Here is a 20,048-nt window from a genome sequence, read left to right on the forward strand (position 1 = left end):
AGATTGTCACCAGAGCGAATCGCCCTGCCCAGCGGCGTTTCACCGGAAGGACGCCAAGGTGGTGCGCCCGCACCTCCGGCTCGTGGAGGGCTGAGTATATCAAAGCGGGAATAAAATGGTCGGGGAAAGAGGATTCGAACCTCCGGCCCCTGCGTCCCGAACACAGTGCTCTACCAGGCTGAGCTATTCCCCGACCGGCGCATCCGGAGCAAACCCCGACTGCGAGGGGGCGCCTATAACCACGCTGCTTGCGTCACGCAAGCCGCTGAATCAGCTTTTCCGCGCATCCAGCATCGCGTCGACCGAAACGAACTTCTCGCGTGGTGCGCCGATGCGGGCGGCGGCGATCTCGGCCGCGTCGATCTTCTGCCAGTCGCGGAAAGAGACCAGCTCCACGCCGCGTCCCGCCAGCAGCGCGTCGAGCCCCGGCCGGCCGGGCTTGCCGGCGCCGTCGCCGACATCCTCGGCGATCTTCTCGGCGATGGCGAAGCCGTCGGGCCGGTTGGTGCCGATCGTTCCCGTCGGCCCGCGCCGGGCCCAGCCCACCGCGTAGAGGCCCGGCAGCACCCGCCCGTCGAGATTGGCGAACCGCCCCGCCTTGTCGTCATAGGGCACGCCGTCGATCGGCGGGGTGCGATAGCCGATACAGCTCACTACCAGGTTGGCCGGCACCGCATAGGTCTCGCCCGTGCCGTGCGCGTTGCCGTCCAGGCCCAGCGCGGTGCGTTCGATGATCACCCGCTCCGCCTTGCCGTCACCCTCGATCGCCACCGGCATGGCGAAGAAGTCGAAGACGATGCGCACCGGCTTGTCGGGCATGCCCTGGGCGAAGCGGCGCAGATGCCCCACCGATTTGCGCTGGCCGGGATCGAGCACGGCATCGTCCTCCGCCGGCGGCAGGTCGGCGGGCTCGACCACCGGCACGGCGCGGCTGAGCTCGCCCAGTTCGCCCAGCTCCTTGGGCGTCATCGCGATCTGGTGCGGCCCGCGCCGGCCGAGCAGGGTGATCGTGCCGACATGCGAATCGTGGAGTGCCCGGAGCGCGTGGTTGACCAGGTCCGATCCCTCGAACTCGTCCTCGTGCTTGGCCAGCACCCGGGCGACGTCGAGCGCGACATTGCCGTTGCCGATCACCACCGCCGGCCCGTCGAGCGGCGGATCGAGATCGGCAAAGTCGGGATGGCCATTGTACCAGCCGACAAAGGCCGCCGATCCGACCACGCCGGGCAGTTCCGCGCCGGGAATGTCCAGCTTGCGGTCGTGCGGCGCGCCGGTGGCGAGGACGACGGCATCGTAGAGGTGGCGCAGTTCGTCGATCGACACGTCCTTGCCCAGCGTGACGTTGCCGACGAAGCGGACATTGTCGGTCAGCGCCACTGCCTCGTAGCGGCGCGAGACGCCCTTGATCGACTGGTGGTCGGGCGCGACTCCCGTGCGGATCAGCCCGAAGGGCACGGGCAGCCGGTCGATGATGTCGACTCGAACCTGGTCGCCGAACACCTTCTGACAGGCTTCGGCAGTGTAATAGCCCGCCGGGCCGGAACCGATCACCGCGACATGACGCATGAATTCCCCCAAAGAGGTTCTATTCCCGGCTAGCTTAAGCTCTGCCGCGCCGAGAATATAGCCTCCGAAATTTCCGCTTGGGGGGAAGGGAAAATGCCGATTCCGTTATTGGTTTGGGGTGCTGCCGCGCTGATCGGGTATATCGGGTGGCGAAACAGGGACAAGATTGCCGAGTTTCTCGACAGCGATGCCGGAAAGGAATTCCTGCACAAGCTCAACGAGAGCGCCGAGGAGGTCACGAAGGCGCATTACGACAAGCCGACCCAGCAGCGCATGGACCGGTATCTCGAGACTCTCCTGAGGATCGACGAAGTGCCGGCGATCCTGGGGGTTCCGGCCTATCTCAGGACCATCGATAAATCCGATCTGGGGATTCTGGCGGTCTATTCCGACACGATGTCGCAGACCGTCGACGATTCGACGATCAAGGCGAGGCTGCGGAGCATTGCCCAGACGGCCCGGGCCCTCAAGAAATAGGCCCATTCCGGCGCGGATCGGGATGGCCCGGCATTCGGATCCGCGCTGGAACGCCATTGCGGTTGTTGCTACCCGGTAACGGTGAGCCCGATCGAAGCGACTGCCAGCCTGCTCGGCTTCGTCAACGTCGTGCTGGTCGTCCGGCGCAGCACCTGGAACTATCCGTTCGCGCTGGCGATGGTCTCGCTCTACGCCTGGGTGTTCTTCCGCGAAAGGCTCTACAGCGACGCGCTGCTCCAGCTCTTCTTCTTCGCGGTCAATCTCTATGGCTGGCGGAACTGGATGCGTTCACGCGCCGAGAGCGGGGAAGTGCGCGTCGAGACCCTGGCCTGGCCGCGACGCGCGGGCTGGGTCGCCGGCAGCGCGATTGTGATCGCGCTGTGGGGCTATGCGATGCACCGGCTCACGGATGCGGCCTATCCCTGGTGGGATGGCAGCATCGCGGTGCTCAGCATTGCCGCGCAGATCCTCCAGTCGCGACGGAACTGGGAATGCTGGGTATTGTGGATCATCGTCGATCTGCTCGCGATACCCCTTTTCGCCATGAAGGGTTTGTGGCTTACGGCGAGCCTGTACTGCGTATTCCTGGCCCTTTCCGCTTGGGGGCTGATCGACTGGTTGAAGGCACGGGAATGAAGTTGCGCACCATCTGTCTCCATGGGCCGGAGAGCACCGGCAAATCCACGCTGGCACCGCGTATCGCCGAGTATCTCGGCGGCGAAGTGGTGGAGGAATATGGCCGCGAATATGCCGAGGCGCGGGGCATCGACTTCACGATGCGCGATTTGCTGGAGATCGCCAAGACGCACGATGCGGGCGCGCGCACCATGGTTGCCGCCGGCCTCAAGCCGCTGGTGCTCGACACCGATCCGCTGATGACCGCGGTCTGGGCCGACATGCTGTTCGGCGAGCGCGATCCCTGGTTCGACGAATGGCGGGGGACGGCCGATCTCTATCTCCTGTTCGACATCGACATGCCTTGGCGGGCCGACGGCACGCGCATGTTCGGCACCCGGGAGCTGCGGCAGAAATTCTACGATCTCAGCAAGGCGGAGCTGGAACGCCGCGGAGTCCGCTGGGCGCATGTCTCGGGCCAGGGCGAGGAGCGCTACGTCAACGCGATCGCGGCGATCGAGGCGGCCCAGGCGGACGGCTGACGCGCGGGATCGACGGTTGTAAGATGCGCATGCTGCACTTGCGAGAATTTGTCGGTACTTGTCATAGTTCGTACACAATCCGATCCTAACGGCGCCCTTGCAGGGGGCGAGAGCCACTCTTCGATAACAAGAATGCCCGGCGTGACGGCGGCACGATTCTGCGAATGCGGAGTCGTGGCCGTTGTTGCGCGTCGGGCGCACAGCAGGGAAGAACCACATGAAGATCCGCATCACCAGATCTGCCCTATTCCTGGGCGCGGCATTCGGCGCGCTCGTCACGGGCGGGACCGCGCAGGCGCAGGATACTGCCGCCCCGGCCGCCGACGAGCCCACGACCGAGATCGTCGTGACCGCCGAGCGCCGCCCTGAAGCGCTGAGGAACACCCCGGTCTCGGTTGCCGTGATCGGCGGCCAGGACGCCCGCGACTTCACCGCCAGCGGCGAGGACACGCTGCTCTCGCTCTCGGGCAAGGTGCCGAGCTTCTATGCGGAGACCACCACCGGCCGCATCTTCCCGCGCTTCTATATCCGCGGCCTGGGCAATATCGACTTCTATCTGGGCGCCTCGCAGCCGGTGTCGATCATCCAGGACGACGTGGTGCTCGAGCATGTCGTGCTCAAGTCGAACCCGGTCTATGACCTCGATCACGTCGAAGTGCTGCGCGGCCCGCAGGGTTCGCTGTTCGGCCGCAACACCACTGCCGGCATCGTCAAGTTCGACACCGTCCGCCCGACGCTGGACGGCCTCGATGCCCGCGGCACGCTGAGCTATGGCAGCTACAACAGCATCAGCCTCGACGCCGGCATCGGCGGCCCGCTGGCCGACAATGTCGCGATCCGCGTCTCGGGCCTGATCCAGCATCGCGACAACTATGTCGACAACACCTATGCCGGTCCGAACTCGGACGGCACCCAGCGTCCGAAGAAGAACGCGATGGGCGGCTTCGACGAGCGCGACGCTCGCGTCCAGTTGCTGGTGAAGCCGACCGAGGACTGGACTTCGCTCTTCTCGGCGCACATGCGCAACTACCACGGCACCTCGACGCTGTTCCTGCGCAACGGGCTCAAGAAGGGCTCGAACGACGTCAGCAACGTCTCGCGCACCACGGTCCAGTATGACGAGGCGGCGAACAATCCGCAGGACTATGACACCTACGGCATGTCGTGGAACAACAGCTTCGATTTCGGCCCGGTCATGCTGACGTCGATCACGGCCTTCGAGACCAGCTCGGGCTATAGCCGCGGCGACACCGATGGCGGCTTCAGCCAGCTCGGCTACAATCCGGCGACGGGCACGTGCCGCGATTGCGGCCAGTCGATGGGCCGCCTGCGCGGTCTCGACCAGTGGACGCAGGAAGTCCGCCTCGCCAGCAACGGCGACGGCGCATTCAAGTGGCAGATCGGCGGCATGTATTTCGACAGCCGCGACATCACCGAATTCTACCAGCGTGCCTGGTTCCTGAGCCCGGGCGTCGTCGGCCGCAACCCGAACAACTGGGTGCGCCTGCACGACGTGAACACCAGCTGGGCGCTGTTCGGCCAGGCCAGCTACCAGGTGACGCCGCGCTTCCGCCTGACCGGCGGTGCGCGCGTGACTCAGGACACCAAGACTACCGATCTGCTGAAGACCGCCGATACCGCGGCGGGCGCCGTCACCTATGCGGGCCGCCGCCACGTCCGCCTGTCGGACCGGCAGCCGAGCTGGGACGTGAGCGCGCTCTATGAGGCCAGCGACGATCTGAGCCTCTATGCCCGCGTCGCGCGCGGCTTCCGCGGCCCGACCATCCAGGGCCGTTCGGCGGTGTTCAACTCGGACTTCACCACGGCGAACTCGGAAACGATCCTGTCGTGGGAGGCGGGCATCAAGTCGAGCCTGTTCGACAACAAGGTCCGCTTCAACCTGACCGGCTTCTACTACACGGTCAACGACATCCAGCTGAACGGTAACGACTCGAACGGCAACGGCGTGCTGTTCAACGCCGACAAGGCCAAGGCCTATGGTGTCGAAGCCGAGCTGGACGTGCGCCCGGTGCGCAACCTCGCGCTCTCGTTCGGTGCCAGCTGGCTCCACAGCGAGATCAAGGACAAGCGCGTCTATGCCCAGGTCTGCGCGCTGGCCGGCACGGTGGTCTGCACGGTCAACGATCCGACCATCACCCGCACCGTCTTCGGTTCGCCGGCGGTGTTCGCGCAGATCGACGGCAACCCGCTGCCGAACGCGCCGGAATATAATCTCAGCGCCACCGCGCGCTACGATATCCCGGTCAGCGACAGCGGCAAGGTCTTCATCTCGACCGACTGGAACGTGCAGGGCTACACCAACTACGTGCTCTACAAGACCAACGAGTTCTACTCGAAGGGCAACTTCGAGGGCGGCCTGAAGATCGGCTACCAGGGCGGCAACGGTGCCTGGGAAGTCGCTGCGTTCGCCCGCAACATCACGAACGAGAAGAATCTCAAGGGCGTGATCGAAAACTATATGGCCGCGGTGCTCAACGAGCCGCGCGTCATCGGCGTGTCGCTGACCGGCCGGATCCGTTAACCCTCATCCGGCGGTCAGTCGGGCCCGGCGGATTGCAACCTCGCCGGGCCCGTCCCCTTTCCAGGGCAAAAAAGGGGCGGGTGCCGATGGCGCCCGCCCCTTTTTCTTGCCGGTTTCCGGAATGTCAGTTCGACGGCGCCAGCTTGGTGTTGAGCACCCAGCCGACATTGTCGTTCTCGTCGGCGACTTCCCACCACAGGCCGTTCTTGTTGCCCGTCGGATAGACGATCGCGCCCACCGGGAGCGTGCGGATGATCTTCCCGGCCGCGGCCGGCGTGGCGCGCATCGCGACCGGGGCCTGGGCAGTGAAGGTCTTGGCGGGCGCCGCCTGGGCGGTGCCGGCATCGCCGGGCCGGACCAGGCCGAGATCGGTGACCATCTTGGCATAGGCCTGGATGAAGGACAGCGTCACGATCCGGCCGATGTCGGTATTCTCGTAGCCGCCGCCGACCGCGCCGGCCGCGCCGCCGAAGAAGCCGACGCCGGCGCCCGCACCGAACCCGATGTCGTTCTTGGCGGCATAGCCTTCCTGCACGGCGATCGTCTCGGTCGTGCGGACATTGGTGAGCGAAAGCACGGTGTTCGCCTCGAGCTTGCGCGACTTGATGCCGCCGAGCAGCCCGCCGACGCGACCGCCGACCAGGCCGCCCACGATACCGCCCACGGCGTTGCCGCTGGCGTTGCTGTTGGCGCCCTGGACCTCGGCGACGAGCACATAGTCGGCGGCCTTGATCTGGCCCTGGCCGACATTCGCCCCGCGCTGCAGGCCCAGGCCGCCGCCGATGTCGCGCTCGCGCGCCGCGGCCTGCAGACCCGAGCCGCGATCGACGAGGTTGAAGCATCCGGAGCGCTGCACGAGCACCTTCAGCAGCTTGGCGGGCGGGGCGAGCTGATACTGAGTCCAGCCGCTGGGATCGTCGCCGTCGACGATCGAGAGCGTGCCGAGCTTGCGCGAGCAGTGCGGCACGTCGTTGACGGCGGCCTGCTGCAGCTTCTCCCCCTTGGTCGGCTTGGCCTGCTTCTGGGCATAGGCTCCGCTCGCGCCGAACAGCGCGGCCGAAGCCATCAGTGACTTGATGACGAACGCGGTCTTCGAGGTCATGGTTCTCTCCCTCTGTTTGAAACCATCGCCCGGATAGCGGCAAACGCGTCGCGGTGAAATCATAGAAGGTGCAAGAGGCGTCTTTCGGGCCCTTTGGCTTTCGCGTGCAAGCTGCTAACGGGCCCCGATCATGGCAACCGACCTTTCCAAGATCCGCAATTTCTCGATCATCGCGCATATCGACCATGGCAAGTCGACGCTGGCCGATCGGCTCATCCAGCGCACCGGCGGGCTCTCCGAACGCGAGATGTCTGCGCAGGTCCTCGACAACATGGACATCGAGAAGGAACGCGGCATCACCATCAAGGCGCAGACCGTGCGCCTCGAATGGAAGGGGCATGTCCTGAACCTGATGGACACGCCCGGGCACGTCGACTTCGCCTATGAGGTGAGCCGCAGCCTGGCCGCCTGCGAAGGCGCGCTGCTGGTGGTGGATGCCGCCCAGGGCGTCGAGGCGCAGACGCTCGCCAATGTCTACCAGTCGATCGAGCATGACCATGAGATCATCCCGGTCATCAACAAGATCGACCTGCCTTCGGCCGAGCCGGAGAAGGTGAAGAACGAGATCGAGGAGATCATCGGCCTCGACGCGTCGAACGCCGTGCTCGCCAGCGCCAAGGCCGGTATCGGCATCGACGAGATACTGGACGCCGTCGTCGAGCGCATCCCGGCGCCCAAGGGCGATCCGGATGCGCCGCTCAAGGCGATGCTCGTCGACAGCTGGTACGACCCCTATCTCGGCGTCGTCATCCTGGTCCGCGTGATCGACGGCACGATCAGGAAGGGCCAGCAGGTCAAGTTCATGCAGACCGGCACGACTCACCTGATCGATCGGGTCGGCTGCTTCCGGCCGAAGATCGAGAACCTGCCCGATCTGGGGCCGGGCGAGATCGGCTTCATCACCGCGCAGATCAAGGAAGTCGCCCAGGCCCGGGTCGGCGACACGCTGACCGACGCGAAGAGGCCCGCCGCCGAGCCGCTGGAAGGCTTCAAGGAAGTCCAGCCGGTCGTCTTTTGCGGCCTGTTCCCGGTCGACGCCAACGACTTCGAGAAGCTTCGGGAAAGCATCTCCAAGCTGCGGCTCAACGACGCTTCGTTCAGCTTCGAGATGGAGACCAGCGCCGCGCTCGGCTTCGGTTTCCGCTGCGGTTTCCTCGGCCTGCTCCACCTGGAGATCATCCAGGAACGCCTCAGCCGCGAGTACGACCTTGACCTGATCACCACGGCGCCGTCGGTGGTCTACAAGCTCAAGCTCACCAAGGCGGCGGGCGAAGCGGAGGCGCGCGAGATCGAGCTCCACAACCCCGCCGACATGCCCGATCCCAACCGGATCGCGGAGATCGAGGAGCCGTGGATCAACGCGGTGATCTATGTGCCGGACGAGTATCTCGGGCCGATCCTCAAGCTTTGCCAGGACCGGCGCGGCATCCAGAAGAACCTTACCTATGTCGGCGGCCGCGCCCAGGTGACCTATGAACTGCCGCTCAACGAAGTGGTGTTCGACTTCTACGACCGGCTGAAGAGCATTTCGCGCGGCTATGCGAGCTTCGACTATGAGCAGATCGGCCACCGTGCCGGCGACCTCGTCAAGATGAGCATCCTCGTCAACAACGAGCCAGTCGACGCGCTGAGCATGATCGTTCACCGCTCGACTGCCGAGAGTCGCGGCCGCGGCATGTGCGAGCGGCTGAAGGACCTGATCCCGCGCCATCTGTTCAAGATCCCGATCCAGGCGGCGATCGGCGGCAAGGTGGTCGCGCGCGAGACGATCGCGGCGCTGCGCAAGGACGTGACTGCCAAATGCTATGGCGGCGACATCACCCGCAAACGCAAGCTTCTGGAGAAGCAGAAGGAAGGCAAGAAGCGGATGCGCGAGTACGGCTCGGTGCAGATCCCGCAAGAGGCATTCATCGCAGCGCTGCGGATGGGAGAGGAATAGGGGCGCCGCCCCGTTCCGAATCCCTCTGTCCCACCCCGTTCGTTCGACCGCCTCTCATCCCATCCGCATTCTCGCGATGGGGCGCCGGGGCCCGTTGTCGCGGAATTGTCATGGTCCCGTCGCACTGCGTTTATAGACGGCGCGCTTCCGCAACGAGGGGAATCCCATGCTGCTTGCCACGCTGATGCTGCTCCAGACCGCGCCGGTTGCCGCTGCCCAGGATATGCAGGCGGTGACGACCGCCGAGGTGAAGGCGATCGGGGAGACGCAGGCCGTGGCGAGCCTCGAGGATGCGGCGGACGATCCTGCGATCTGGCGCAACGCGCGCGACCCGAAGCGCAGCCTGATCGTCGCGACCGACAAGAAGGCCGGGCTCAACGTCTATGACCTGTCGGGCAAGCTGCGCTCTTCGCTGCCGGCGGGGCGGGTGAACAATGTCGACCTGCGCGCATGGGGCGGCCAGGTGATCGTGGCGGCGAGCGACCGCAACGACAAGGCAGCGGCGAAGCTGGCGCTCTATACGCTCGATACGCGGACGGCCACGCTCGCCGAGATCGGGCGGTTCGATGCAGGCGCGGGCGAGGCATATGGCCTGTGCATGTACGCGCCGCGCGGCGGGCGGCTGCATGCCTTCGTCGTGCACAAGGGCGGCACGATCGTGCAGATGGAGATCCTGCGCGAAGGCGGAGCGATCAAGGCGGACCGGGTGCGCACGATGCAACTCGCCACGCAGTCCGAGGGATGCGTGGCGGACGACCGGACGGGCACGCTGTTCGTGGGCGAGGAGGATGTCGGCGTGTGGCGCTTCGGCGCGGATCCGCGCGATGCGATCGCGGGCGAGAAGGTGATCGCCGTGGACGGCAGGCGTCTGGTCGCCGATGTCGAAGGCGTGGCGATCGCGGCCGAGGGCGCGCGCGGCGGCTGGCTGGTGGTGTCGAGCCAGGGCGACAGCGCCTATGGCGTCTGGCGCCTGCGCGACATGGCTTATGCGGGGCGTTTCCGGATCGCCGCGGGGAAGTTCGGCGCGACGAGCGAGACCGACGGGATCGAAGTCTCGACGGCGAGTTTCGGGCCCGGGCTGTCGGGCGGGCTGATGCTGGCGCAGGACGGCGACAATGCGCCGGCTGCGCAGAACTTCAAGCTGGTCCGCTGGGCGGATGTGCGCAAGGCGCTGGGGTTGAAGTGAGGGCCTTGCCTCGCTGCGTGGCGGGTGTCAGGCAGGGGGCATGACGATCGAGGAACGGATCGACCGGCGGGCGCTGCTCGTCGGGCTGGGCGTGGCGGCGATGGCGCCGCGCGCGGTGGCGGCTGCAGGCGCGCGGGCACCCCTGGTGCTTGCAGCGGCCAGCCTTCAGGAATCGATGACGGCGGCGGCGGATGCCTGGGCGCGGAAGGGGCATGCCCGGCCGGTGTGCTCGTTCGCCGCGTCCTCGGCGCTGGCTCGCCAGATCGCGGCAGGTGCCGCAGCGGACCTGTTCGTCTCCGCCGACGAGCCGTGGATGGACGATGTCGAGAAGCGCGGCCTGATCGCGCCCGGCACCCGTGCGGCCTTTCTGGGGAACCGGCTGGTGGTGGTGCGGCCGAAGCGCGCGCCAGGCGATGCCGGACCGCGCGTGCCGCTCGCCCGGCTGCTGGGCGGCGGGCCGCTGGCGCTCGCCGATCCGGATGCGGTGCCCGCCGGGCGCTATGCCAGGGCTTCGCTCGAGGCGCTGGGCGCATGGGATGCGGTGAATGCTCGCGTGGTGCGCAGCGAGAGCGTGCGCGCGGCACTGGCATTTGTGGAACGCGGGGCGGCGCCGTTCGGGATCGTCTATGCGACCGATGCGCGAGCCTCGGCGCGGGTGGAAGTGGTCCGCGTGCTGCCCGATGGCAGCCATCCGCCGATCCGCTATCCGCTCGCGCGCCTGAAGGCGTCGACCAGCCCCGATGCGGAGCCCTTCCGGCGCTTCCTGCTCGGCGGGGAGGGGCGGGCGATCTTCCGGCGCTTCGGCTTCCTGCCGCTGTGATGCTCACCCCTGCGGAATGGGGCATCGTCATGCTGTCGCTCCGCGTGGGCGGCGTCGCGGTGCTCGCCTGTTTGCCGGTGGCGTTCGCGCTGGCCTGGCTGCTCGCGCGCGGGCGTTTTCCGGGGAAGCTGCTGCTCGACGGGCTGGTGCATCTGCCGCTGGTGGTGCCGCCGGTGGTGACCGGCTGGCTGCTGCTGCTCGCCTTCGCACCGGGAGGGCCGATCGGCGGCTGGCTGGAGAGCTGGTTCGGCATCTCGGTGCTGTTCCGCTGGACCGGCGCGGCGATCGCGTCGGCGGTGATGGCGTTGCCGCTGATGGTGCGCGCGATGCGGCTCTCGATCGAAGCGGTCGACCGGCGCCTGGAACAGGCAGCCGCTACGCTGGGCGCGGGGCGCTGGCGCGTGTTCGCGAGCGTGACGCTGCCGCTCAGTCTGCCCGGTGTGCTGGCCGGTGCGGTGCTCGGCTTCGCCCGGGCGCTGGGTGAGTTCGGCGCGACGATCACCTTCGTCTCCAGCGTGCCGGGGGAGACGCAGACACTGCCGCTCGCCATCTATGCCGCGCTGCAGCTGCCGGGTGGCGAGGGGCAGGTGCTGCGCCTCGCCGGCATCTCGGTGCTGCTCTCGCTGGGCGCGCTGCTCGCCTCCGAGCTTATCGCGCGGCGCGCGGGCAGGGGGCTGCATGTCCTTTGACCTCGATCTGGCCAAGCGGCTGGGCGGAACCGATATCGCCTGCCGGATCGTCGCGGATGCGGGACTCACCGTGCTGTTCGGGCCTTCGGGCGCGGGCAAGACGAGCGTGCTCAACATGGTCGCGGGGCTGGTCGAGCCGGACGCCGGGCATGTGCGGGTGGATGGGGAGACGCTGTTCGACGCAGCGGCGGGGATCGACATGCCGGTGGCGGCGCGCCGTGCGGGCTATGTGTTCCAGGAACCGCGATTGTTTCCGCACCTGCGGGTGCGTGCGAACCTGCTCTATGGGCATCGTGCGGGAAACGGGCTCGATGTGGACGAGACGATCGCCCTGCTCGGCATCGCGCACCTGCTCGATCGCTGGCCCCGCACGCTTTCGGGCGGCGAGGCGCGGCGCGTGGCGATCGGGCGGGCGCTGCTGTCGGACCCCCGCTTCCTGCTGCTCGACGAGCCGCTGTCCTCGCTCGACCGGGCCCGGCGCGAGGAGATCATGGCGCTGATCGAGCGGCTGCGCGACGCAGTGCGGATGCCGATCCTGATGGTGACTCACGACCGCGAGGAAGCGGCCCGACTGGGCACCCAGGTGGTCGAGATCTAGGCTTCCAGCTCGGGCGCGTAGAGGCGCCAGGGTTCGCCGCTGCCGCGCTTGGCCGCATAGAGCGCGACATCGGCGCGGCGCACCAGCTCGGCGGAATGGAGCTCGCCGCTATGGACCAGGGCGATGCCGATGCCGGTACCCACCTGATGCGAGCGTCCGTCGAGTATGATCGGGCGCGTGAGGCTCGCGGCGAGCCGGCCCGCGATCGAGATCGCCACTTCGGCGCTGAGCACCGATGGCGCGATCACGGCGAATTCGTCGCCGCCCAGCCGCGCCGCGCAATCGCCGTCGCGCACGGCGTCCGCGATGCGGCCCGCCGCGGCGCGCAGGATCGCGTCGCCGGCGGCATGGCCATGCGTGTCGTTGATTGCCTTGAATCCGTTGAGGTCGAGCATGAACACCGCGGTGAGGCGCGCCGGCGCCGCCCGATCGACCAGCCGGACCAGCGCCTCGTCAAAGGCGCGGCGATTGGGCATGCCGGTGAGGGCGTCGTGATAGCCGAGATCGCGGACGCTGTGCTCCGCCTGGATGCGCCGCACGCGCTCGCGTTCGCGCGCGCGGTGCTGGTTCAGCCCGAAGCCGAACAGGAGGAGGATCAGCGCCGAGGTGAAGAGCAGGAACTCGTCCACTTCCATCCGGAACTTGCGATCCGCGACGTTGGTGCCTTCGTCGCGGAAGATGTCGAACGCGAATATGCCATAGAGCCCGGCCATTGCCAGGAGCACGACGAACCAGGTGCCGCGACTGAGCAGCAACGCACGAATACCAGCTTCCATGGCCGGCACTCCTCTACCGTAACGGTTAATTCCGAGTGGACGCCGCCATTAGTAGAGATGCGAGCGCGCGGTTCATCGGCGCATCGATCCCGTGCCGCGCGCCCAGCCGCACGATCACCATGTTGCGCGCGTCGACTTCGGTCTGGCGGCCCGCCTCGAAATCCGCGTGGAGCGAGTTGACCGATTGGGGATGTGCGAGCGTCGTCCATTTGACGACCTGGTCGGCGAGCCTGTCCGGCAGCTCCGCGCCTTCCGCCCGGCCCACCGCGATGCACTCGCGCACCAGGACACGCATCACGTCCGCGGCGCCTTCGTCATTCGCCACTTCGGCGGCGCGGTGGGTGAGCGCGCTGACGATTCCCGAGCAGTTGATCGCGAGCTTGCGCCAGGCAGCGGTGATGAAATCGGGCGTGGTCCGCGCGTCGATCGGCGTGTCGGCGAACAGTGCGACCAGGGCCTCGCCCGCTTCGCCTTCGGGCACATGGATCGTGCCGTTGCGGCGCTGGACGATGCGGCCGGGGGCATGGCGCTCGGCGGGCAGGTCGATGATCACGGGCACGGTGCGCTGCGCCGGCACTTCGGGAAAGCGGTCGCGCTGCTCGACGCCGTTCTGGATCACGGCGAGCCGCGTGGCGGGTCCCATCAGCCCGGGCAGCCAGGCAGCGGCAGCCGCGCAGTCATAGGTCTTGGTGGTGCAGAGCACCCAGTCCATCGCGGTCGCCCGTGCCGGATCGGTGAGGATGTGCGGCGCGGCGCGGATCACCCCTTCGGGCGTCTCGACTTCGAGATCCGTGAGCGGTGAGCGCGCGCAGAGCGTGACCGCGTGGCTCTGGGCCAGCCAGGCGGCCAGGGTGCCGCCGATGGCACCCGCGCCGATCACCGCGATGCGGACCATCAGATGCCGCCCAGATAGTCCATCTTGCCCACCGGCGCGCCCTTGTGGCGCAGGATCGCGTAGGCAGCCGTCATGTGGAAATAGAAGTTCGGCATCACGAAGCCGGTCACATAGGGCAGGCCCTTGAAGTGGAAGCTGCGGCTGGGCGTCTTCACTTCGACGTCCGCTTCCTCGCGCCCGTCGATCACGTCGCGCGGGATCGACTTCAGGAAGTCCATGGTCGCAGCGATGCGCGCCTGGAGATCGTCGAAGCTCGCCTCGGTATCGGCCATCGCCGGCGCCTCGACCTGGCCGAGCCGCGCGATCGCGAACTTGGCGGAATCGCTGACGCGCTGGATCTGGGCAATGAGCGGCGCCATGTCCTCGTGAAGGCGTGCCGTGAGCAGCTCTTCATGCGGAATACCATTCTCATCGGCCCATGCGCGGCTCTTTTCCAGGAACGCCGCCATGGCCCTGAAGCCGCGGAGGAAGACGGGGACGGTGAGGTCGTAGAGCTCGGTAGCCATGGCGCGGGAAATAGGCCGGCAACAGGCGCCGTGCAACGGGTGCGACGCGGGCGAAATGTTTCTACCTATCGTCGCCCGGTTGCGCCGAAGCGCTGGGCAAGGGCAGCGGATTCGAAAAGATATAAGCGCTGACAATGGCTTAGGGGAGTGTCACGGAAGTGACTTCCTCGTGCAATGTACCGTTCATGTCCCGTTGCAAACCGGCCCCCCGCATTTCCAAGGGGGGTTCTTCCATGCTTCGCAAACCGTCTCTCCGCACGCGCCTGTTGCTTGGCGCCGTGCTCTTCGCCGCGCCCGCGGTCGCCCATGCCAATGACGTGACGGGCACCGTCTCGGAGGCGAGCGGCACTCGCAACCTGCAGGGCGCGCGCGTCACCATCGTTGAGTTGCGCCGGACTACCGAGGCCGATGCATCGGGCAGCTTCCGCTTCGGTGACGTGCCGGCGGGCACCTACACGCTGCGTGCGGAATTCGCCGGCGTGCCGGCGAGCGAGGCGAAGATCCTGGTGCCGGAAGGCGGCGTCGCCCGGCAGGACCTGGTGCTCGGCACCGAAGGCAGCCAGATCCTCGTGGTCGGCCAGCGCGCCAACCTGCTCGGCGCGCTTTCGCGCCAGCGTGCCGCCGACGGCGTGGAGAGCGTGCTGACGCGCGACGCGGTCGGCCAGTTCCCCGATCAGAACGTCGCGGAATCGCTGCGCCGCCTGCCGGGCATCAACATCCTGAACGATCAGGGCGAGGGGCGCTTCGTGTCGGTCCGCGGCCTCGATCCCGAGCTCAACGGCACCTCGGTCAACGGCACGCGCCTGCCGGCGCCGGAATCGGATGTCCGTTCGGTCGCGCTCGACGTGATCTCGAGCGACACGATCGAATCGATCGAAGTCAAGAAGTCGCTGACGCCGGACATGGACGCGGACACGATCGGCGCTTCGATCGAAATCAACACGGTGAGTGCCTTCGCCCGCAAGAAGGACCTGCTGACCGCTTCGATCGAGGGCAGCTACAACAATCTGCGCGAGACGGTGACGCCTAAGGCGAGCTTCGACTTCTCGACGCGCATCACCGACAATTTCGGCATTGCCGGCGGCGTCTCCTATTATCAGCGCAAGTTCGCGACCAACAACGAAGAGATGGACGGCTGGGACGAGGATGGCGGCACCGTCTTCGCCGATACCGTGGAGTATCGCGACTATGACGTGGAGCGCCGGCGCTTCAGCTCGTCGCTGTCGCTCGACTGGAAGCCCAGCGACAGCACGACGCTCTATGCCCGCGGCCTGTATTCGCGCTTCGACGACCAGGAATATCGTCGCCGCCTGACCTTCGAGATGGACGAGGCGCCCAGCACCGGCACGGCCACCGGCGCCAGTTTCGACTCGCAGGATGGCGAGATCACGGTCACGCGCGACCTGAAGGACCGGTTTGAGCGCCAGGAGATCAAGTCGGTCACTTTGGGCGGCGAGACCAAGGCCAATGGCTGGAAGCTCAACTATTCGGGCAGCTGGGCCCGATCGAGCGAGCGCGAGAACGGCTCGATCGATCCGGCCGCGTTCGAGCGCAAGTTCGACGATGGCGACAATTTCGCCGTCGCGTTCGATTATGCGAACCCGATGAAGACCCGCTACAACATCCTTGCGGGCCAGGCGGCGTTCGTCGATCCCACCGGTTATGAATTCGACAAGCTCGAGCGCACCACGCTGAGCGACTCGGTCGACACCGAATGGGCCGGCAAGGCGGACATCGCCAAGACCTTTCCGACCGGCGCGGGCGAATTCACCGTGCAGGGCGGCGCCAAGTTCCGCTGGCGCACCAAGCGCTATGACGCGAACATCGACGTCTATGAATATGACGGCCCCGGCGACTTCACGATGCGGGACCTGCTCGGCCCGCAGGACTATGACCTGGCCAATATCGAGCCGGCGCTGTCGAAGACGGGGTTCCGCAACTATTTCGGTGCCAATCCTGGCCTGTTCGCGCTGGACGAGGGCAAGACGTTCGAGAGTTCCAACGACAGCGACTACAAGGTGAGGGAAGACGTCTCGGCCGGCTATCTGCTCGCCCGCTGGGACAGCGCCAAGGTCCGGGTGATCGGCGGCTTGCGCATGGAGCGCACCCATAACGACATCCATGGCCAGGAGCTGGACCTGGATGCCGAAACGGTGACGCCGATCCGCGTCGCCCGCAGCTATACCGACTGGCTGCCCAGCCTGACCACGCGTTTCGAGCCGACCAACGGCCTGGTGCTGCGTGCCGCCGGCTATCGCAGCCTGGTGCGCCCGAAATTCTCGAAGCTGGCCCCGCGCGTGGTGATCGAGGACGACGAAGGCGAGTTCGGCAATCCGAACCTGCAGCCCTACAAGGCGTGGAACTTCGATGCGTCGGTCGAATATTATTTCGGCAAGGGCGGGGGCCTGTCGCTTGGTTATTTCCACAAGGACATCAAGAACTACATCGTCGACCGCGTGTACCAGGACTATGCCTATAACGGCCGCACCCTCGATCAGGCGCTGATCCCGTACAACGGGCCGAGCGCGCGCATCAACGGCGTCGAGTTCAGCTACAGCCAGGTCTACAGCTTCCTGCCGGGCGCGCTGAGCGGACTGCTGACGCAGATCAACTACACTTTCACCGACGCCAAGGGCACGGTGCTCGAGGATGGCGACATCGGCGATCCCCGCGTGATCCCGCTGCCTTCGTCCGCGCGGAACACGTTCAACCTGGTGCTGGGCTATGAGAAGGGGCCGATCTCCTTCCGGGTCGCCGGCACCTATCGCGACAAATATCTCGACGAGCTGGGCGACGATGCGAGCGAGGATCGCTACGTCACCGATCACTTCCAGCTCGACATCAGCGCCAAATACTGGATCACCAGGAACATCCGGGTCTTCGGCGACCTGATCAACCTGACCAACGAGCCCTATTACGCCTATCGCAACTTTGCCGGCCGCTCGCGGCTCCTGCAGTATGAGGACTATAGCTTCACCGGCAAGTTCGGCGTGAAGATCAAGTTCTGATCCCGGCGGCCTGAACGACGAAGACAGCCGGCGCGGTCCCCGACCGTGCCGGCTCTTCTCGTTTCGGTGAACCTGCAAAAATGTGAGTCCCCTGCCTAGTGCAGCGTCGTCCCGGTCATCTGGCGCTGTCCGCCGCCGCGATGGCCGTGCGGGGAGGCGATGGTGAAGCTCGCGGCGCCGTCGGCGAGCGTATCGACTTCGCGGGTGAGGTTGCGTGCCGCCGCGGAGGTCTCCTCGACCATCGCGGCGTTCTGCTGGGTGCCCCGGTCCATGTCGCCGATCGCGTCGCTCACCTGGCTGATCGCGTGCGACTGGGCGTTGTTGTCCTCGGCCATGGTGCCGATCAGGGCATGGACCTGCCCGACATCGCCCGAAATGTCGGAAAGGGCGCCATCGACTTTCTGCACCGCATCGACCGCGGCGACGATGTCCGCCTGGGTGGCGGTCAGCTGGTCGCGGGCGCGGCCGGCCTCTTCCTCGGCCCGCATCGCCAGCGCGCTGACCAGATCGGCGACCACGGCGAAGCCGCGCCCCGCCTCGCCGGCACGCCCGGCTTCCACCGCCGCGTTCATTGCCAGCACCCGCGTCTGGAAGGCGATCTTGTCCAGCCCTTCGATCACGCTGTCGATGCCCTTGGCGCTCTCCGACACCCGCGTCATCGCCTGCACCGCTTCGTCGGCGATCGCGCGGCCGTTGCCGACCACGGCGATGGCGCCGTCGGCACGCGACAGCGTCTCGTTGGCCGAGAGTGCGATCGACTTGAGGCGATGATCGATCGCATGGATGGCGGCGGACGTCTCTTCCAGGCTCGCGGCATTGCTCTCGGTGCGGCGGGCCAGGTCTTCCGATGCCGAGGCGATCTCGCTCGCGCCGGTGCGGATATTCTCGGTGCCGGTCACGACATTGCCGATCAACGCGCGCAGCCCATGCGCGGCATCGTTGAAGCTGCGCTTGAGCGCGGCGAACGGCCCGGTGAGGTCGGCCTCGACCTCGACGCTGAGATCGCCGCGCGCCATCGCGTCCAGGCTGGTGCCGATCGTATCGACGATCAGGCGCGTCTGCGCTTCCTTGGCGGCCTCTGCCGCCTCCAGCTTGTCGCGGAAGGCGTCGATCGCCTTGGCCATCCCGCCCAGCTCGTCCTCGCGATCGGCATGCGGCACGCGGACCGAAAGGTCGCCGCCGTCCAGCGCGCGCATCGTGTCGGCAAGATCGAGCAGCGGGCGGACGAGCAGGCGGCGCGCGGCCTGGGCGAGCAGGAAGGTGGCGGCCAAGCCGGCCAGCAAGGTGACGAACAGGACGATCATCGCCACGGTGCCGAGCGTCGCGGCGCCGGCGGCGACCCGATCCGCATGGCTATCGATCGCCACCGAAGCGGCTTCCATCGACTTCTCGAGCGCGCGGAACTGCTCCATGAACCCCGGCATCTGCGCGCGGGCTGCGGCGGGATCGGCGGCGGCGATGTCGACGATCCGCCGGGCGGCGGCGGCATAGGCGTCCATCGGCGCCTTGAGCTGGCCGGTCGCTGCGACGATGCTGTCGACTCCCTGGAAGGCGGCGTCCTTGTCGATCGCCTTGGACAGCGTGTCGAGATGCTCCTTCAGGTCGTTCAGCGTCTCCTGGCGGGCGACGTCGTCGCCGCCGAGCAGGGCGCCGAGCACGTCCGCGCGCACCGCATCATGCATCATGTCGGCCTTCATGTGGTTCTGGAGCAGGTTGGACGCGGTCGCCTGTTCGGCGATCGCGCTGTTCTCCTTGGCCACGATGAACAGACCGGTGCCGCCGGATAGGGCGGTGATGCCGATCAGAACGGCGGCGGCCTGCGTCGTGGCTTTATTCAGCGACGTGATCTTCACGAGAAATCTCCCGTGCGGAAGCCTCCGCGGCGTCCGCCTCCGAGCCAATTATAGGGGGAGCGCCGCCCGCCGGGCCGGAGCCCTCTATTATTGTGTCCGGGGGATGTTCACAGCGGGGGCTTGGGCATGGGTAGGACGCTTGGCGGGGGCTCGACGGCGCTTGCGCTGCTATTCTCGACATCGGCACTGGCGCAGGAGACCGGCGAGCCGGCTCTGGACATCGGCGCGACCTATCGCGTCGACGTTTCGGGCGTGGTCGCCGACGGCCGCCGGATGCGCGGTTTCGGACTCGACGATCTGAACATCGAAGCGGATGGGGATCTGGCGCGACTGGTCGGCTGGAAGGGCGCGCGCTTCCATATCGGCCTGCTCAACAATTTCGGCGGCCGGCCCAATGACGTGGCCGGCACGCTGCAGGGCGTCGACAATATCGAGGTGGCTTCGCCCAGGCTGCGGCTGTTCGAGATATGGGTGGAGCAGAAGCTGGGCACGGCGACAACGCTGCGCGCCGGCCTCTACGACCTCAACAGCGAATTCTATGCCAATGGCGCGGCGGGCCTGCTGCTCGCCCCGGCGTTCGGCGTGGGCTCGGAAATCGCGGCGACGGGCCCCAACGGCCCCTCCATCTTCCCAGCCACCGCGCTGGCGATCCGGCTTGAGCAGCGCTTCGGCGAGGCTGGCTTCGCGCGCGTCGCCGTGCTGAATGCCAGCGCGGGCGCGCTCGGCGACGATCGCGGCTCGGCGCTCGATTTCCACCACGGTGCGCTGCTGATCGGCGAGGCGGGGGTGGAGAAGGACGGCGACAAGCTCGCGCTCGGCGCCTGGGGCTATACCCGGCGCCAGGACGACGTCGTCGAGACCGACAATGCCGGCAATCCCCTGCGCCGGGACGCGCCTGTCTCTTATACACCTCTCCGAGCCCACGAGACATCTC

At 67.0% G+C, this 20,048-nt stretch carries 17 protein-coding genes and 1 tRNA gene; 11 read left to right on the forward strand and 7 right to left on the reverse strand.

Annotation, left to right across the window (positions count from 1 at the left end):
• Positions 1–116 precede the first annotated feature (116 nt).
• Together FFS08_RS16025 and FFS08_RS16030 are read right to left on the reverse strand one after the other, a co-directional pair.
• A tRNA-Pro gene (locus tag FFS08_RS16025) sits at positions 117–193 on the reverse strand.
• A gap of 77 nt (positions 194–270) precedes the next feature.
• On the reverse strand, positions 271–1,566 hold the full coding sequence (locus tag FFS08_RS16030; protein WP_137863431.1) for an FAD-dependent oxidoreductase: 1,296 nt from the start codon (positions 1,564–1,566) through the stop codon (positions 271–273).
• A gap of 93 nt (positions 1,567–1,659) precedes the next feature.
• Here FFS08_RS16030 and FFS08_RS16035 point away from each other — a divergent pair, with 93 nt between their 5' ends.
• The 4 genes from FFS08_RS16035 to FFS08_RS16050 all read left to right on the forward strand — a co-directional run bounded on the left by FFS08_RS16035 (position 1,660) and on the right by FFS08_RS16050 (position 5,742).
• Positions 1,660–2,043: a hypothetical protein gene (locus FFS08_RS16035; protein ID WP_137863432.1), complete on the forward strand. Its 384-nt coding sequence runs from the start codon at positions 1,660–1,662 to the stop codon at positions 2,041–2,043.
• 81 nt (positions 2,044–2,124) lie between these two features.
• Positions 2,125–2,679 (forward strand): nicotinamide riboside transporter PnuC, encoded by a 555-nt coding sequence (pnuC, locus tag FFS08_RS16040; RefSeq protein WP_137863433.1) that lies wholly within the window; start codon positions 2,125–2,127, stop codon positions 2,677–2,679.
• A complete protein-coding gene (locus tag FFS08_RS16045) occupies positions 2,676–3,200 on the forward strand; it encodes an AAA family ATPase (protein WP_137863434.1) in 525 nt (174 codons plus the stop codon). Before pnuC ends, FFS08_RS16045 begins: the two co-directional genes overlap by 4 nt.
• A 217-nt stretch (positions 3,201–3,417) precedes the next feature.
• Entirely contained in the window at positions 3,418–5,742 is a 2,325-nt protein-coding gene (locus tag FFS08_RS16050) for a TonB-dependent receptor (RefSeq protein ID WP_137863435.1), read from the forward strand.
• A 124-nt stretch (positions 5,743–5,866) separates the two neighbouring features.
• On the opposite strand, the gene FFS08_RS16055 is transcribed toward FFS08_RS16050, so the two are convergent.
• Entirely contained in the window at positions 5,867–6,808 is a 942-nt protein-coding gene (locus FFS08_RS16055; protein ID WP_137863458.1) for a CsgG/HfaB family protein, read from the reverse strand.
• 166 nt (positions 6,809–6,974) lie between these two features.
• Here FFS08_RS16055 and lepA point away from each other — a divergent pair, with 166 nt between their 5' ends.
• The 5 genes from lepA to FFS08_RS16080 all read left to right on the forward strand — a co-directional run bounded on the left by lepA (position 6,975) and on the right by FFS08_RS16080 (position 12,076).
• Positions 6,975–8,783 (forward strand): translation elongation factor 4, encoded by a 1,809-nt coding sequence (lepA, locus tag FFS08_RS16060; protein ID WP_137863436.1) that lies wholly within the window; start codon positions 6,975–6,977, stop codon positions 8,781–8,783.
• A gap of 166 nt (positions 8,784–8,949) precedes the next feature.
• Positions 8,950–9,969, forward strand: coding sequence for a phytase (locus FFS08_RS16065; protein ID WP_137863437.1), 1,020 nt, complete (start codon positions 8,950–8,952; stop codon positions 9,967–9,969).
• Between the two features lie 40 nt (positions 9,970–10,009).
• Positions 10,010–10,789, forward strand: a complete 780-nt coding sequence (gene modA, locus FFS08_RS16070) for a molybdate ABC transporter substrate-binding protein (protein WP_137863438.1) — start codon at positions 10,010–10,012, stop codon at positions 10,787–10,789.
• Positions 10,789–11,478, forward strand: coding sequence for a molybdate ABC transporter permease subunit (gene modB / locus FFS08_RS16075; protein ID WP_137863439.1), 690 nt, complete (start codon positions 10,789–10,791; stop codon positions 11,476–11,478). Before modA ends, modB begins: the two co-directional genes overlap by 1 nt.
• Positions 11,468–12,076, forward strand: a complete 609-nt coding sequence (locus tag FFS08_RS16080) for an ATP-binding cassette domain-containing protein (protein ID WP_137863440.1) — start codon at positions 11,468–11,470, stop codon at positions 12,074–12,076. Before modB ends, FFS08_RS16080 begins: the two co-directional genes overlap by 11 nt.
• On the opposite strand, the gene FFS08_RS16085 is transcribed toward FFS08_RS16080, so the two are convergent.
• From FFS08_RS16085 to FFS08_RS16095, 3 genes are read right to left on the reverse strand one after another with little or no spacing between them, the layout of a single operon-like run.
• Positions 12,073–12,852: a GGDEF domain-containing protein gene (locus tag FFS08_RS16085; RefSeq protein ID WP_137863441.1), complete on the reverse strand. Its 780-nt coding sequence runs from the start codon at positions 12,850–12,852 to the stop codon at positions 12,073–12,075. The two genes, FFS08_RS16080 and FFS08_RS16085, sit on opposite strands and share 4 nt — an antisense overlap.
• 25 nt (positions 12,853–12,877) lie before the next feature.
• The gene (locus FFS08_RS16090) at positions 12,878–13,747 is read right to left on the reverse strand and encodes a 2-dehydropantoate 2-reductase (protein WP_137863442.1); all 870 of its coding nucleotides are present in this window, start codon (positions 13,745–13,747) and stop codon (positions 12,878–12,880) included.
• Positions 13,747–14,253 (reverse strand): DUF1993 domain-containing protein, encoded by a 507-nt coding sequence (locus FFS08_RS16095; protein ID WP_137863443.1) that lies wholly within the window; start codon positions 14,251–14,253, stop codon positions 13,747–13,749. The genes FFS08_RS16090 and FFS08_RS16095 overlap by 1 nt, the downstream gene beginning before the upstream one ends.
• A 233-nt stretch (positions 14,254–14,486) precedes the next feature.
• Between FFS08_RS16095 and FFS08_RS16100 the strand changes: the two genes are divergently transcribed.
• Positions 14,487–17,261 carry a TonB-dependent receptor gene (locus FFS08_RS16100; RefSeq protein ID WP_137863444.1) on the forward strand — a complete coding sequence of 925 codons (2,775 nt, stop codon included), beginning with the start codon at positions 14,487–14,489 and terminating at the stop codon, positions 17,259–17,261.
• 95 nt (positions 17,262–17,356) lie between these two features.
• On the opposite strand, the gene FFS08_RS16105 is transcribed toward FFS08_RS16100, so the two are convergent.
• Positions 17,357–19,114 (reverse strand): methyl-accepting chemotaxis protein, encoded by a 1,758-nt coding sequence (locus tag FFS08_RS16105; RefSeq protein WP_249341147.1) that lies wholly within the window; start codon positions 19,112–19,114, stop codon positions 17,357–17,359.
• Between the two features lie 126 nt (positions 19,115–19,240).
• Between FFS08_RS16105 and FFS08_RS16110 the strand changes: the two genes are divergently transcribed.
• Positions 19,241–20,048, forward strand: an 808-nt coding sequence (locus FFS08_RS16110; RefSeq protein ID WP_137871839.1) for a carbohydrate porin, incomplete at its 3' end; no start/stop codon positions are given.

Origin of the sequence: Sphingomonas sp. 1F27F7B, from assembly GCF_005503355.1 — a bacterium.
In the GTDB taxonomy this organism is placed as follows: domain Bacteria; phylum Pseudomonadota; class Alphaproteobacteria; order Sphingomonadales; family Sphingomonadaceae; genus Sphingomonas.